The organism is Pseudomonas lactucae (assembly GCF_016937615.1).
Classification (GTDB): Bacteria; Pseudomonadota; Gammaproteobacteria; order Pseudomonadales; family Pseudomonadaceae; genus Aquipseudomonas; species Aquipseudomonas lactucae.
Window position 1 is genome coordinate 1 of record NZ_JAFHKI010000009.1, and the last position, 14316, is coordinate 14316.

The window sequence follows — 14316 nt, forward strand, 5'->3', positions numbered from 1 at the left end:
TTCAGTCACTTATCTATTAACTGACCCACCGCTATCGGGGGCAAGCCCCCTCCCACATTTTATGCCCTGCGGTGTCCTTACAGGTCGCCGTAGCCAAGGGAGCGTAACGCACGCTCATCATCGGACCAGCCACCTTTCACCTTCACCCACAGGTTGAGCATGATCTTGGAGTCGAACAGCAACTCCATGTCTTTGCGTGCTTCGGTGCCGATGCGCTTGATGCGCTCGCCCTTGTCGCCAATGATGATTTTTTTCTGGCCATCACGTTCGACGAGGATCAGCGCATGGATATGCAGGGTCTTGCCCTGCTGCTTGAATTCTTCGATTTCGACGGTGATCTGGTACGGCAGCTCGGCACCCATCTGGCGCATGATTTTCTCGCGTACCAGTTCGGCGGCGAGGAAACGGCTGCTGCGGTCGGTGATCTGGTCTTCCGGGAAGAAGTGCTCGTTCTCCGGCAGGTAACCGGCGATTACGCGCTCCAGGGCTTCGAGGTTATGGCCGTGCTGGGCCGAGATCGGCATGATCTGCGCGTTCGGCAGTTGTTCCTGCAACCAGGTCAGGTGCGGCATCAGTTCGGCTTTGTCTTCGATGCGGTCGGTCTTGTTCAACGCGACGATCAACGGGCCGGTCACATACTGCACACGCTCCAGAACCATCTGGTCTTCGTCGGTCCACTTGGTGCGGTCGACCACGAAGATCACCACGTCGACGTCTTTCAACGCCGCCGAAGCAGTCTTGTTCATGTAGCGGTTCAGGGCTTTCTCGCCGCCTTTGTGCATGCCTGGGGTGTCGACATAGACCGCTTGCACGTTGCCTTCGGTCTTGATGCCCAGCATGTTGTGGCGAGTGGTCTGCGGCTTGCGCGAGGTGATCGCGAGCTTCTGGCCGAGGATGTGGTTGAGCAGTGTCGACTTGCCCACGTTGGGGCGGCCAACGATGGCAACATAGCCACAGCGTGTTGCGGTTGAATCAGTCATGGCCATTCTCCACGCCCAGGGCAATCAGTGCTGCTGCGGCCGCTACCTGTTCGGCAATACGACGGCTCACACCCTGACCTCGGCTTTTTTCATTCAGTAAGGTGATTTCACATTCCACGAAGAACACGCGGCAATGGGGTTCACCCTGGATATCCACCACTTCGTAGCGTGGCAGTTCGCACCCGCGTGATTGCAGGAATTCCTGCAGGCGGGTCTTGGGGTCCTTGTTGGTGTCAACCAGGGTGAGGCTTTCGATCTCGGAGGTCAGCCACGCGGTGACGCGCGCCTTGGCCGCTTCCATGCCGGCATCCAGATAGATCGCACCGATCAGCGCCTCAAGGGCATCGGCCAGGATCGATTCGCGGCGGAAACCACCGCTCTTCAGTTCACCGGACCCCAGGCGCAGATACTCACCCAGGCCAAAACCACGGGCCAGCACGGCCAGGGTTTCGCCTTTCACCAGGCGTGCGCGCAGGCGCGATAACTGGCCCTCACGGGCCTGCGGGAACCGCTCGAACAGCGCCTCACCGGCGACAAAATTAAGGATGGCATCACCGAGAAATTCCAGGCGCTCGTTATTGCGCCCTGCAAAACTGCGGTGTGTGAGGGCAAGGACCATCAATTCCTGGTCCTTGAAGGTGTAGCCGAGCTGGCGCTCGAGACGACTGAGAGAAACGGTCACGGTTTATCCATAGTGAGTTGGTGGCACCGGCGGCCATCGACGATTGACGCAGTGTTCAAATTCAAATCCTGATGGGTGTTGCATGAGGCAGGGCCGATTTGTCCCCACCCCAGAAAAGCATTCGGCGCTGTGTTCACAGCGCCGTCTGTATTACTTGATCAACCCGACCCGCGAGAAGTTCGGCAGGTGGCTGAGTTTGGGTTCCGGCCAGCTCATCCAGACCGCGAAAGCCTTGCCGACAATATTCTCGTCGGGGACCATGCCCTGCAGCTCCTTGGGAATGGTTGAATCGTCCCAGTAGCGGCTGTCGTTGGAGTTGTCGCGGTTATCGCCCATCATGAAGTAATGACCGGCCGGGACTTTCCACTGGCCACCCTGCATCGAGCGGCTCATGGCCTTGTGCACCAAGTGCTCGGAAGCGGCGCCCAGTTGTTCCTTGTACACCGCCACATCACCCAGTTGCGGGTCGTATGTGGTGCCGATCATCTGGTCGGTGATCAGCTGATCGTTGACGTACAGATGCTTGTCGTGGGTGTAGCGAACGGTATCGCCGGGCAAGCCGATCACGCGCTTGATGTAGTTGACGCTTGGGTCCGCCGGGTAGCGGAACACCATCACATCGCCGCGCTGCGGGTCGCCGACTTCAATGACTTTCTTGTCGATCACCGGCAGGCGAATCCCGTAGGAAAACTTGTTCACCAGGATGAAGTCGCCCACGTCCAGGGTGGGTTTCATCGACCCCGACGGGATCTGAAACGGCTCCACCAGGAACGAGCGCAACACCAGCACGATGAACAGCACCGGAAAGAACGACTTGCCGTATTCAACCAGCAAAGGCTCTTTGTTCAGCTTTTCGACCACCACGCATCGGGCTGGCTGACGCTGCCCTGATAGGCCGCGATAGCCGAGCGCCGACGCGGGGCGAAGAACACCAGATCGAGCAACGCCAGGATGCCGCAAACGGCAACGGCGATGACCAGCAACAGCGGGAAATTTAGTGACATAGGACCTAACTATCCAACCTGAGCACCGCAAGGAAGGCTTCTTGTGGAATTTCCACGTTGCCCACTTGCTTCATGCGTTTTTTACCGGCCTTTTGCTTCTCAAGCAGCTTGCGCTTACGGCTTACGTCACCGCCGTAGCATTTGGCCAGTACGTTCTTTCTGAGAGCCTTGACGGAGGTCCGCGCAATGATCTGCCCGCCAATGGCGGCCTGGATCGCAACGTCGAACATCTGGCGCGGAATCAGTTCTTTCATCTTTTCGGTCAACTGGCGCCCTTTGTAGTGCGCGTTGTCCTTGTGCACGATCAGTGCCAGTGCATCGACCTTGTCGCCGTTGATCAACACATCCAGCTTCACCAGATTAGCCGACTGATAACGATCGAAATGGTAATCCAGCGAAGCATAGCCGCGACTGGTGGATTTGAGACGGTCGAAGAAGTCCAGGACCACTTCGTTCATCGGCAAATCGTAGGTCACTTGCACCTGGGTACCGAGGAACAGCATGTCGTGCTGTACGCCACGCTTTTCGATACACAGGGTAATGACGTTGCCCAGGTGTTCCTGCGGCACAAGAATATTGGCCCGCACGATCGGCTCGCGCATGTCTTCAATCGAGGACAGGTCTGGAAGCTTGGACGGGTTGTCGACGTAAATCGTTTCACCGTTCTTCAGCAACAGCTCGAAAATAACGGTTGGCGCGGTGGTGATCAGGTCCAGGTCGTATTCGCGCTCAAGGCGCTCCTGGATGATCTCCATGTGCAGCATGCCGAGGAAGCCGCAGCGGAAGCCGAAGCCCAGGGCGTCGGAGCTTTCCGGGGTGTACTGCAACGACGAATCGTTGAGGGTGAGCTTTTGCAGGGCTTCGCGGAAGTCTTCGAAGTCGTCGGAGCTGACCGGGAACAGGCCGGCGTAGACCTGCGGCTGGATACGCTTGAAGCCCGGCAGTACATCGACGTCAGGGGTGGAGCTCAGGGTCAGGGTGTCACCGACCGGGGCACCGTGAATGTCCTTGATGCCGGCGATGATGAAACCGACTTCACCGGCTTTCAGATCAACGGTGGCGGTGTGTTTCGGGTTGAATACACCGACGCTGTCCACCAGGTGGATCTTGCCGGTGGATTTGACCAGGATCTTGTCGCCCTTCTTCACACGGCCATGGCGCACGCGGACCAGGGAAACAACGCCAAGGTAGTTGTCGAACCAGGAGTCGATGATCAACGCTTGCAGCGGATCTTCGATATTGCCGGTGGGCGCGGGGATGGTCTTGACCAGGCGTTCGAGCACTTCGTCGACGCCCAGGCCGGTCTTGGCGCTGCACTCGACGGCGTCAGTGGCGTCAATGCCGATGATTTTTTCGATTTCTTCTTTGACGCGATCCGGATCGGCCTGTGGCAGGTCGATCTTGTTCAGCACCGGCATGACTTCCAGGCCTTGCTCGATCGCGGTGTAGCAGTTGGCCACGGACTGGGCTTCCACGCCCTGCCCCGCGTCCACGACCAGCAGCGCGCCTTCGCAGGCCGCCAGGGAGCGGCTGACTTCATAGGTGAAGTCGACGTGGCCGGGGGTATCAATGAAGTTCAGCTGGTACTTGATACCGTCTCTGGCGGTGTAATACAGGGTAACGCTGTGGGCCTTGATGGTGATCCCGCGCTCGCGTTCGAGGTCCATGGAGTCCAGTACCTGGGCTTCCATTTCACGCTCGGCAAGGCCGCCGCACATCTGGATGAATCGATCGGCCAGCGTCGACTTACCATGGTCAATGTGGGCGATGATGGAGAAATTGCGGATATGACTCAAATCACTCACGGATCAACACTCAAAAAGGCTGCAGGCAGATTGCCCGCTGAAAAATAGCCGGGAATTGTACCTGATGCTCGGGCCAGACGTCATCTTTGCTGACCAGAACAAAAATGCCCCACTCATTCGAGCGGGGCATTTTTTGTGCATAAGCGCGGTATCAACCGGCCCGGCGCAACAGCCAGAAGCCGGCCAGGGCGCAGATGGTGGTGGGCACCAACACCGCAAACAGCGGCGAGAAACCGAATACCAGGCTCAAGGGGCCGAGCAAGTTCTGGGCGATCTGGAAGGTAAAGCCCACTAATACGCCGGTAAATACTCGCTGACCGAGAGTCACCGAACGTAGCGGGCCGAAGACGAACGAGATCGCCATCAGCACCAGCGCAGCGGTCACTACCGGCTGCAGCACCTTGACCCAAAATGCCAGCCAGTAGCGGCCGTTGTTCAGGCCCTGGTCCTTGAGGTAATGGATATAGCTCCACAAGCCGGAGATCGGCAGGCTTTCGGGAATCATCACCACCGTATTGAGCAATTCCGGCTTAAGCGAGATACCCCACTCTTCGCTCGGCACGTTGATCACTTCGGTGCTGGCCTGGATACCTTGGCCGACATTGCGGAAATAAGTCGTGGTGATGTCAGTCAGTTGCCATTTTTCATTACTGTACTGCGCACTTTTGGCGAAACTGGACGACAGCATATGTCGCTCTTTGTCGAACCTGTAGCGCGTGACGCCAATCAACAGTCCGCCGGGCTGAACAGCGTTGATGTGGATGAACTCATCCCCCTGGCGGTGCCACAGGCCGTGCTTGGCGCTTTGCGCATCGCCCGAACCCTGGGCCAGGGCGCGATTGGCCTGGGCTGTGGCTTCGGCCGGCGGCGCCACGTATTCGCCGATCAGCACGCTGCAGACCATCAGTAACAGCATGGGCTTCATGACCGCCCAGACGATACGGCCGATGGACACACCGGCGGCACGCATGATCGTCAGTTCGCTGTTGCTGGCCAGACTGCCCAGGCCGATCAGGCAGCCGATCAGTGCGGCCATCGGCATCATCTCGTAGAGACGTCGCGGGGCGGTGAGGAGCACGTAGTTCAGCACGTTCCATACGGTGTAGCTGTCATTGATGCTTTTCATTTCATCAACCATGGCGAACAGCGATGCCAGGCCGATAATGATGCCAAGTACGGCCAGGATGGCGATCAGTACACTGCTGCCGATGTAGCGGTCGAGCTTAACCACGAGCCATCTCCTTCATACTGCGACGACTCTGCATCTTCAAGCGCAACGGCTCCCAATAAAGCAGAGCCAAGCCAACGGCCAGGAATATCGCGTGAACCCACCATAAGCCGAGCACGAGCGGGGTCTTGCCATTCTCCAGCCAACCACGGGCATAAGTCAGTAATGTCAGGTAGGTCATATACAGCAGGATGGCCGGCAACAGCTTGAGGAAGCGGCCCTGACGCGGGTTGACCCGGGACAGCGGCACGGCCATCAAGGTCACGATGAACACCAGCAGCGGCAGGGAAATACGCCATTGCAGCTCGGCGATGGAGCGCAGCTCCTGACTGCCGAACAGCGACGCCGTCGGCAACGCGTCGCGGTCGGTCACCTCTTCACTGATATCCGGCCGTGCGAGCATGACGCCATAGGTGTCGTACTTGATCGCCCGATAGTCCGCCAGACCAGGGCTGCCGTCATAGCGATAGCCGTTTTCCAGGACCAGGTAACGGCTGCCATCGGGGCGCACTTCCTGGCGCCCGCTGTCGGCCACCAGAATTGAAATACCACGGTCTTTCTGGTTCTCGCCCTGGTTTTTCTGAGAAATAAACACACCGCCGAGGTTGGCGCGGTCATCGGTCATGGTTTCGGTGTAAGTCACCCGCGTACCGTCGTTGAGCGCTTGGAAGCGTCCCGGCTCGAGCGTGTCGAACTCGGTCATCGCATCCTGCTTGTTCAGCAACAACTGGAACTGCATGGCACCCTGGGGCGCCAGGCTCAGGCTCAACCAGGCCATCACCAGGGCAACGCCGGCGGCCGGAATCATCGTCATGCCCAGCAGGCGCTGCTGGCTCATGCCGGTGGCCGAGAGCACGGTCATTTCACTTTCGAGGTACAACCGGCCGTAGGCCAGCAGGATGCCGAGGAACAGGCCCAGCGGCAGGATCAGCTGCAAAAAGCCCGGCAGACGAAACCCCATGATCAGGAACAGCGAGCCTGGATCCAGAGCGCCGGAAGCGGCCTGGGCAAGGTATTTGACGAAACGACCACTCATGATGATGACCAGCAATACCGCACTCACGGCACTCAGGGTCAACAGGACTTCGCGGGACAGATAACGGAAGACAATCAAACCAGACACTCCAGGGTTGTCAGGCTAAGGCGGCCAAACAAGCAAGCATACCGAGTCAGCCCGTTTACACAGGGCCGGCTAAAAAGATGGCGCATTATCCTGTGATTGACCGCGCCTGTCACTGCGCAACCTCACGCGCATGCACAAAGGCTGCGCCAAGGGTTGTCAGGCTCCTCCGGCGAGGTTCAAACTGCGGCCTTTGTCGCTGGCGGTTTACAAAGGCTGCCACGCTTTAAAGCCTGGGGACACACGCCAGGCTCACAGACCTTTATAAGGGACCCGAACATGGAATTGGTTGTAAAAAGCGTTAGCCCCGAAACGTTGAAGACCGCCACCCTCGTGGTCGCCATCGGCGAAGGCCGCACGCTCGGCGTGGCCGCCAAGCAAGTCGACGAGCTCAGCGGCGGCGCCATCAGCGCCGTGCTCAAGCGCGGCGACCTGGCCGGCAAAGTCGGCCAGAGCCTGCTGCTGCATAGCCTGCCCAACCTCAAGGCCGATCGCGTATTGCTGGTGGGCGTGGGCAAGGACGCCGAGCTGGGCGACCGCCCGTTCCGCAAGATCGTCAGCGCCATCCTCGGCACCCTCAAGGGCCTGGGCGGCGGCGACGCGGTACTGGCACTGGACGAAGTCGTCGTCAAAGGCCGCGACAGCTACGGCAAGACCCGCCTGTTGGCCGAGTCGCTGGTAGACGGCGGCTATACCTTCGACCAGTTCAAGAGCCAGAAAGCCGAACCCCGCGCACTGAAGAAAATCACCCTGCTGACCATCAAGGCCGCCCAGGCTGAAGTCCAGCGCGCCGTGACCCACGCCACCGCCATTGCCAACGGCATGTCGTTTACCCGCGACCTGGGCAACCTGCCGCCGAACATCTGCCACCCGACCTTCCTGGGCGAACAGGCCAAGGCACTGGGTAAAGAATTCAAGGGCCTGAAAGTTGAAGTCCTGGACGAGAAAAAGATCAAGGAACTGGGCATGGGCTCGTTCTATGCCGTGGGCCAGGGCAGCGACCAGCCGCCACGCCTGATCGTGATGCAATACAACGGCGGCAAGAAGTCCGAGAAGCCTTACGCCCTGGTGGGTAAAGGCATCACCTTCGACACCGGCGGCATCAGCCTCAAGCCAGGCCTGGGCATGGATGAGATGAAGTACGACATGGGCGGCGCCGCCAGCGTGTTCGGCACCCTGCGCGCCGTGCTGGAACTCAAGCTGCCGATCAACCTGGTGTGCATCCTGGCTTGCGCCGAGAACATGCCGAGCGGCGGCGCTGCTCGCCCAGGCGACATCGTCACCACCCTGAGCGGCCAGACCGTAGAAATCCTCAACACCGACGCCGAAGGGCGCCTGGTGCTGTGCGATGCCCTGACCTACGCCGAGCGCTTCAAGCCGCAGGCGGTGATCGATATCGCGACCCTGACCGGCGCGTGCGTCGTTGCCTTGGGCGCCCACACCTCAGGCCTTCTGGGCAACAACGACGAGTTGATCGAGCAACTGCTCAGCGCTGGCAAGGCCGCCGACGACCGCGCCTGGCAACTGCCGCTGTTCGATGAGTATCAGGAACAGCTGGACAGCCCGTTCGCCGACATCGCCAACATCGGCGGCCCGAAAGCCGGCACCATCACCGCCGCCTGCTTCCTGTCGCGCTTTGCCAAGAACTTCAACTGGGCGCACCTGGACATCGCCGGCACCGCCTGGACCAGCGGCGGCAAGGACAAGGGTGCCACCGGCCGTCCGGTTCCACTGCTGACCCAGTACCTGCTGGATCGCGCCAAGGCCTGACAATGAAGACCCCGGGGCGGTTGCATTTATAACCGCCCTGGACTTCAGGAACCGCAATGACCCAAGTCGACTTCTATATATTGCCCAGCGCCGACCCGCTCGCGCGCCTGGACTTTGCCTGCAAGCTCACCGAAAAAGCCTGGCGCATGGGCCACCGCATCTACCTGCATTGCAGCGATGCCGCCCAACGCGACGAGCTCGATGCCCGCCTGTGGCGCTTCAAGGGTGAAAGCTTCGTGCCCCACGGTCCCGCGGAATCCGAACCCGACGGCCTGATAGTGCTGGGTTTGGGCGACCATTGCGGCGACCACCATGACCTGCTGGTCAACCTGGACCTGAAAGTACCGCCCTTTGCCAAGGCCTTCGCCCGCGTGGCGGAAGTGGTGGTGGAAGATCCGGCTATTCGTCAGGCCGCGCGGGAGAGTTTCCGTTTCTACCGCGAACAGGGCTATCCTTTGCAAGATCACCGGCTACAACGACTTTGAGCACACGATGGACACTTCCAACCCCTTAAAAAAAGATGATCACCTGCTGGACGACCTCGAGTCGATCCGCAAGTTGCTGGGTGATGACGACTTGCAACCGCCACTGTTGACCGAACAGGCCGATGGCGAGGTACAGATTCCGCTGTTGTTCGACATGGTGGGCGGCAAGCCAGCCCCCGCACCGGTCGAGTCGCCCGCCGTAGAAGCGCCCCCCGTTGCCGCCGCCGAGAAAACCCAGGACGCCCTGCTGCTGCACCTGGACAACGAACTGCGCGCCGCCGCACAACTGATCATGCAAGACGTGATCGACGACTTTGCCCCGCATATCGAAACCGAAATCAAGCGCCGGATGGATGCGCGGATGGAGCGGCTGATCGCCGCAGCCACAAGTAACTAGCTATAAGCTGCAAGTGAGAGCACTGCGACCCGCTTGCTGCTTGCAGCTTATAGCTTGCAGCTGCCTCACCCCTTATACTTGCCGGCTTTCCTGAATAAATGCCAACTAGGGTCCCGCCGCGCATGGATAAGACCTACCAGCCGCACGCTATTGAAACTTCCTGGTACAACACCTGGGAGTCCGAGAACTATTTCGCTCCGCAAGGTGCGGGCGAGTCCTACACCATCATGATTCCGCCACCGAACGTCACTGGCAGCCTGCACATGGGCCATGGCTTCAACAATGCGATCATGGATGCGTTGATCCGTTTCCGCCGCATGCAGGGTCGCGACACCCTGTGGCAGCCTGGCACCGACCACGCCGGCATCGCCACGCAGATGCTGGTGGAGCGTCAACTCGAAGCCATCGGCCAGAACCGTCACGACCTGGGTCGCGAGAAATTCCTGGAAAAAGTCTGGGAATGGAAAGACCAGTCCGGCGGCAATATCAGCCGTCAGATCCGTCGCCTGGGTTCGTCCGTCGACTGGAGCCGCGAGCGCTTCACCATGGACGACGGCCTGTCCGAAGCCGTGAAAGAAGCCTTCGTGCGCCTGCATGAAGACGGCCTGATCTACCGAGGCAAACGCCTGGTCAACTGGGACACCAAGTTGCACACGGCGATTTCCGACCTCGAAGTGGAAAACCACGACGAGAAAGGTTTCCTGTGGAATCTCAAGTACCCGTTGGCCGACGGCGCCAAGACCGCCGAAGGCAACGACTACCTGATCGTCGCCACCACCCGCCCGGAAACCATGCTGGGTGACGCCGCCGTCGCGGTTAACCCGAACGACGAGCGTTACCAGGCACTGATCGGCAAGTTCGTCGAATTGCCGCTGGTTGGCCGTCGCATCCCGATTATCGCGGACGATTACTGCGACCCTGAATTCGGCACCGGCTGCGTGAAAATCACCCCGGCCCACGATTTCAACGACTACGAAGTCGGCAAGCGTCACAACCTGCCGTTGCTGAACATCTTCGACAAAAATGCCGCTGTCCTGCCGGCCTGCCAGGTGTTCAACCTGGACGGTACGCTGAACGAGAGCATCGACGGCCAGATCCCGGCCGAATACGCCGGCCTTGACCGTTTTGAAGCGCGCAAGCAGATCGTGGCCGCCTTCGACGCCGCCGGTTTGCTGGTGAGCGTCGATGACCACGGCCTCAAAGTGCCGAAGGGCGACCGCTCCGGCACCGTGATCGAGCCGTGGCTGACCGACCAGTGGTACGTGTCCACCAAGCCGCTGGCCGAGCCTGCGATTGCCGCCGTGGAAGATGGCCGTATCCAGTTCGTGCCTAAACAGTACGAGAACATGTACTTCTCGTGGATGCGCGACATCCAGGATTGGTGCATCAGCCGTCAACTGTGGTGGGGCCACCGCATTCCGGCCTGGTACGACGAGTCGGGCAAGGTCTACGTGGGCCGCGACGAAGCCGAAGTGCGTGCCAAGCACAACCTTGGCGCGGACGTTGCGCTGCAACAGGACAACGACGTACTGGACACCTGGTTCAGTTCGGGCCTGTGGACGTTCTCGACCCTGGGCTGGCCGCAGCAGACTGAATTCCTCAAGAAATTCCACTCCACCGACGTACTGGTCACCGGCTTCGACATCATCTTCTTCTGGGTTGCCCGGATGATCATGCTGACCATGCACTTGGTGAAAAACGAAGACGGCACCCCGCAGGTACCGTTCAAGACCGTGTATGTGCACGGCCTGGTGCGCGATGGCCAGGGCCAGAAGATGTCCAAGTCCAAGGGCAACGTACTGGACCCATTGGATATCATCGACGGCATCGACCTGGAAACCCTGGTGCAGAAACGCACCTCGGGCCTGATGCAGCCGAAACTGGCGAAAAAGATCGAGAAGCAGACCCGCGACGAATTCGCCGACGGCATCGCCAGCTACGGCACCGACGCCCTGCGTTTCACCTTCTGCTCGCTGGCGTCCACCGGTCGCGACATCAAGTTCGACATGGGCCGCGTCGAAGGCTATCGCAACTTCTGCAACAAGATCTGGAACGCCGCGCGCTATGTGCTGGATAAAGGCGAAGACTGCGGCCAGAACGGCGAAGCGTATGAACTGAGCCTGGCCGACCGCTGGATCATCTCGCAGCTGCAACGCACCGAAGCCGAAGTGACCCGCCAGCTCGACCAGTTCCGTTTCGACCTGGCCGCTCAGGCCTTGTACGAGTTCATCTGGAACCAGTATTGCGACTGGTACCTGGAGTTGTCCAAGCCGGTGCTGTGGGACGAAAACGCGCCGGTCGAACGCCAGCGTGGCACACGTCGTACCCTGGTGCGCGTACTGGAAGTGGCGCTGCGCCTGGCGCATCCGTTCATGCCGTTCATCACCGAAGAAATCTGGCAGCGCCTCGCGCCGCTGGCCGGTATCGAAGGCAAGACCATCATGCTGCAGCCTTGGCCGGTGGCCAACGAGGCACGTATCGATGAGGCGGCCGAAAGCGATATCGAATGGCTCAAGACCCTGATGCTCGGCACGCGCAACATCCGCGCCGAGATGAACATTGGGCCGGGCAAGCCACTGGCGGTGTTCGTGAAGAACGCCAGCGTCGAGGACCAGCGTCGCCTCAGCGAGAACGACGCCCTGCTCAAGAAGCTGGCGAAGCTGGAGTCGATCACCGTATTGGCCGAAGGCGCCGAAGCACCGCTGTCCGCCACCGCACTGGTCGGCGACATGGAAGTGCTGGTACCAATGGCCGGCCTGATCGACAAGGGCGCGGAACTGGCCCGTCTCGACAAGGAGATTGCGCGCCTGCAAGGCGAAGTGCAGCGCGTGGGCGGCAAGCTGTCCAACGCGGCATTCGTCGACAAGGCGCCGGCGGAAGTGATCGAGAAAGAACGCGCCAAGTTGGCCGAGGCCGAACAGGCTTTGGGCAAGCTGGCCGAGCAACATGCGCGGATTTCCAGCCTGTAAGGCTTGAGCCGCGTGAAAAAAGAGACCTTCGGGTCTCTTTTTTTTGCCCGAAATTCCCCGGTGCCTGGCTGACAATACACCCCATGTGGGAGGGGCTTGCCCCCGATAGCAGTGTGTCGGCAACCTACAAATTGGCTGGTACACCGCTATCGGGGGCAAGCCCCCTCCCACATTTGACCGAGTTCTCCTCGGGAATGTGTGACAATGCCCGCCACTTTGAGCCAACACCAGAATCATCATGACCGCCCCCAGCACACCCAAACCTCCGCGCAAGAAGCCTAAAACCGCAACCCCGGCCAAGCCCGTGGTCCCGCGCAAAGAGGCCACTCTGCACCCACGCAACCGCCACACAGGCCGTTACGACTTCCCGGCGCTGATCAAGACCACGCCGGAGCTGGCGCAGTTCGTGATTCTCAACCCCTACGGCAAGGAAAGCATCGACTTCGCCAGCCCGGATGCGGTGCGGGTATTCAACCGGGCGTTGCTCAAGTCGTTCTATGGCATCCAGCATTGGGATATCCCGGCGGATTACCTGTGCCCGCCAGTGCCGGGGCGTGCCGACTACGTGCATTTCCTCGCCGACCTGCTGGCAAGCACCAATGACGGCAAGATCCCGCGGGGTTCAATCGTCAAGGTGCTGGACATCGGCATGGGCGCCAACTGCGTCTATCCGCTGATCGGCTACATGGAATACCGCTGGAATTTCCTCGGTTCGGAAGTCGACCCTATCGCCGTAGCCGCCGCCAAGGCCATCGTGCAGTCCAACGACCTGAGCAAGGTCATCCAACTGCGCCAGCAACCCAACCCCAAGCACATCCTGCTGGGTCTGCTGGAGCCGGCCGAGCGCTTCGACTTGACCATGTGCAACCCGCCGTTCCATGCGTCCATGGACGAAGCGACCAAGGGCAGCGAACGCAAGTGGCGCGCCCTGGGCAAGGCCGACCCGAAACGCAAGTTGCCGGTGCTGAACTTCGGTGGCCAATCGGCCGAGCTGTGGTGTGAAGGTGGCGAAGCGCGCTTTGTGACGCAGTTGATCGCCGAGAGCGCGCATTTTGCCCACAAGGTGCTGTGGTTCAGCACCCTGGTGTCAAAAGCGTCGAACTTGCCGGCGATCGAGACCGCCCTGAAAAAAGCCGGCGTGCTGGAAAGCCAGGTCGTCGAAATGTCCCAGGGCCAGAAGCAAAGCCGTTTCGTCGCCTGGACCTTCCAGACCAAGAACGAACAGCAGATCTGGCGCCAGCGCTGGGTGCGATAAAACCAAATCGCAGGCAACAAAAAACCGTGCCCGAATGACTCCGGAGCACGGTTTTTTTTGCTGCGTCTTACTTGTTAACAGCGTCGGTCAGGCCTTTGGCCACAACCAGCTTGATAACTTTCTTGGCAGCGATTTCGATGGCAGCGCCAGTCGAAGGGTTACGGCCAGTACGGGCAGGACGCTCGGTCACTTTCAGTTTGCCAACGCCTGGCAGAGTGATTTCGCCGCCGTTTTCCAGCTGATCAGCAACAACTTGGCTCAGTTGGTCCAACAGAGCGCGCACGGTGGTTTTCGGTGCGTCTACTGCTTCAGCCAGGTCAGCGATCAGTTGGTCTTTAGTAATAGCCATTGTGGTGTTCCTTCCCTATCAAATTCATATGGATTGCAGAGTGCAGTGTCAGCCATCGAGCCCGACCGTCTAGGTCTGGCACCCCTGGCTATAACCTTGGAGATCGGGGTTATAGATGCTTGAAACGGGGATTGGTTCGACCTGACAGATGCTGAATGCACGCTTAACGCCGAGACGCGGCGTAAGACGGGGCAAAACTAGCACAGAGACGGGGAAATATCCGCCTCTACCTACCCATTTGGTCAGCTTTATCGCTCTAAACCGTGAAAAAA

The 14316-nt window shown here is 59.8% G+C and carries 11 protein-coding genes and 1 pseudogene; 5 read left to right on the forward strand and 7 right to left on the reverse strand.

Features of this window, described 5'->3' with window-relative positions; translation table 11 throughout:
• Positions 1-77: 77 nt before the first annotated feature.
• The 6 genes and pseudogenes from era to lptF form a co-directional block, all read right to left on the reverse strand.
• Positions 78-980 carry a GTPase Era gene (gene era / locus JWR98_RS02085; protein ID WP_005785147.1) on the reverse strand — a complete coding sequence of 301 codons (903 nt, stop codon included), beginning with the start codon at positions 978-980 and terminating at the stop codon, positions 78-80.
• Positions 973-1662, reverse strand: a complete 690-nt coding sequence (gene rnc, locus JWR98_RS02090; RefSeq protein WP_003172010.1) for a ribonuclease III — start codon at positions 1660-1662, stop codon at positions 973-975. Before rnc ends, era begins: the two co-directional genes overlap by 8 nt.
• A 150-nt stretch (positions 1663-1812) precedes the next feature.
• Positions 1813-2666 (reverse strand): annotated as a pseudogene (gene lepB, locus JWR98_RS02095) (signal peptidase I).
• Positions 2667-2671: 5 nt separating this feature from the next.
• Positions 2672-4471: a translation elongation factor 4 gene (lepA, locus tag JWR98_RS02100; protein ID WP_017526267.1), complete on the reverse strand. Its 1800-nt coding sequence runs from the start codon at positions 4469-4471 to the stop codon at positions 2672-2674.
• Between the two features lie 151 nt (positions 4472-4622).
• Positions 4623-5702, reverse strand: coding sequence for an LPS export ABC transporter permease LptG (lptG, locus tag JWR98_RS02105; protein ID WP_078731716.1), 1080 nt, complete (start codon positions 5700-5702; stop codon positions 4623-4625).
• Complete coding sequence (lptF, locus tag JWR98_RS02110) at positions 5695-6813, reverse strand: LPS export ABC transporter permease LptF (RefSeq protein ID WP_078731715.1); 1119 nt, start codon at positions 6811-6813, stop codon at positions 5695-5697. Before lptF ends, lptG begins: the two co-directional genes overlap by 8 nt.
• A 285-nt stretch (positions 6814-7098) precedes the next feature.
• Between lptF and JWR98_RS02115 the strand changes: the two genes are divergently transcribed.
• The 5 genes from JWR98_RS02115 to rlmF all read left to right on the forward strand — a co-directional run bounded on the left by JWR98_RS02115 (position 7099) and on the right by rlmF (position 13695).
• Positions 7099-8589 (forward strand): leucyl aminopeptidase, encoded by a 1491-nt coding sequence (locus JWR98_RS02115; RefSeq protein WP_078731714.1) that lies wholly within the window; start codon positions 7099-7101, stop codon positions 8587-8589.
• A 56-nt stretch (positions 8590-8645) separates the two neighbouring features.
• Positions 8646-9074, forward strand: a complete 429-nt coding sequence (locus JWR98_RS02120) for a DNA polymerase III subunit chi (RefSeq protein ID WP_078731713.1) — start codon at positions 8646-8648, stop codon at positions 9072-9074.
• 7 nt (positions 9075-9081) lie between these two features.
• Positions 9082-9471, forward strand: a complete 390-nt coding sequence (locus tag JWR98_RS02125) for a DNA polymerase III subunit chi (protein ID WP_078731712.1) — start codon at positions 9082-9084, stop codon at positions 9469-9471.
• Between the two features lie 122 nt (positions 9472-9593).
• The gene (locus tag JWR98_RS02130) at positions 9594-12440 is read left to right on the forward strand and encodes a valine--tRNA ligase (RefSeq protein ID WP_078731711.1); all 2847 of its coding nucleotides are present in this window, start codon (positions 9594-9596) and stop codon (positions 12438-12440) included.
• 238 nt (positions 12441-12678) lie between these two features.
• Positions 12679-13695: a 23S rRNA (adenine(1618)-N(6))-methyltransferase RlmF gene (gene rlmF, locus JWR98_RS02135; RefSeq protein WP_078823375.1), complete on the forward strand. Its 1017-nt coding sequence runs from the start codon at positions 12679-12681 to the stop codon at positions 13693-13695.
• Positions 13696-13762: 67 nt separating this feature from the next.
• Here rlmF and JWR98_RS02140 read toward each other — a convergent pair whose 3' ends face one another.
• The gene (locus tag JWR98_RS02140; RefSeq protein ID WP_003188840.1) at positions 13763-14044 is read right to left on the reverse strand and encodes an HU family DNA-binding protein; all 282 of its coding nucleotides are present in this window, start codon (positions 14042-14044) and stop codon (positions 13763-13765) included.
• Between the last annotated feature and the right edge of the window lie 272 nt (positions 14045-14316).

Bases quoted from the DNA above. Each gene is read 5' to 3' on its own strand.
- era (WP_005785147.1), bottom strand. From the start codon at position 980: ATGACTGATTCAACCGCAACACGCTGTGGCTATGTTGCCATCGTTGGC.
- JWR98_RS02115 (WP_078731714.1), top strand. From the start codon at position 7,099: ATGGAATTGGTTGTAAAAAGCGTTAGCCCCGAAACGTTGAAGACCGCC.
- JWR98_RS02120 (WP_078731713.1), top strand. From the start codon at position 8,646: ATGACCCAAGTCGACTTCTATATATTGCCCAGCGCCGACCCGCTCGCG.
- JWR98_RS02125 (WP_078731712.1), top strand. From the start codon at position 9,082: ATGGACACTTCCAACCCCTTAAAAAAAGATGATCACCTGCTGGACGAC.
- JWR98_RS02130 (WP_078731711.1), top strand. From the start codon at position 9,594: ATGGATAAGACCTACCAGCCGCACGCTATTGAAACTTCCTGGTACAAC.
- rlmF (WP_078823375.1), top strand. From the start codon at position 12,679: ATGACCGCCCCCAGCACACCCAAACCTCCGCGCAAGAAGCCTAAAACC.
- JWR98_RS02140 (WP_003188840.1), bottom strand. From the start codon at position 14,044: ATGGCTATTACTAAAGACCAACTGATCGCTGACCTGGCTGAAGCAGTA.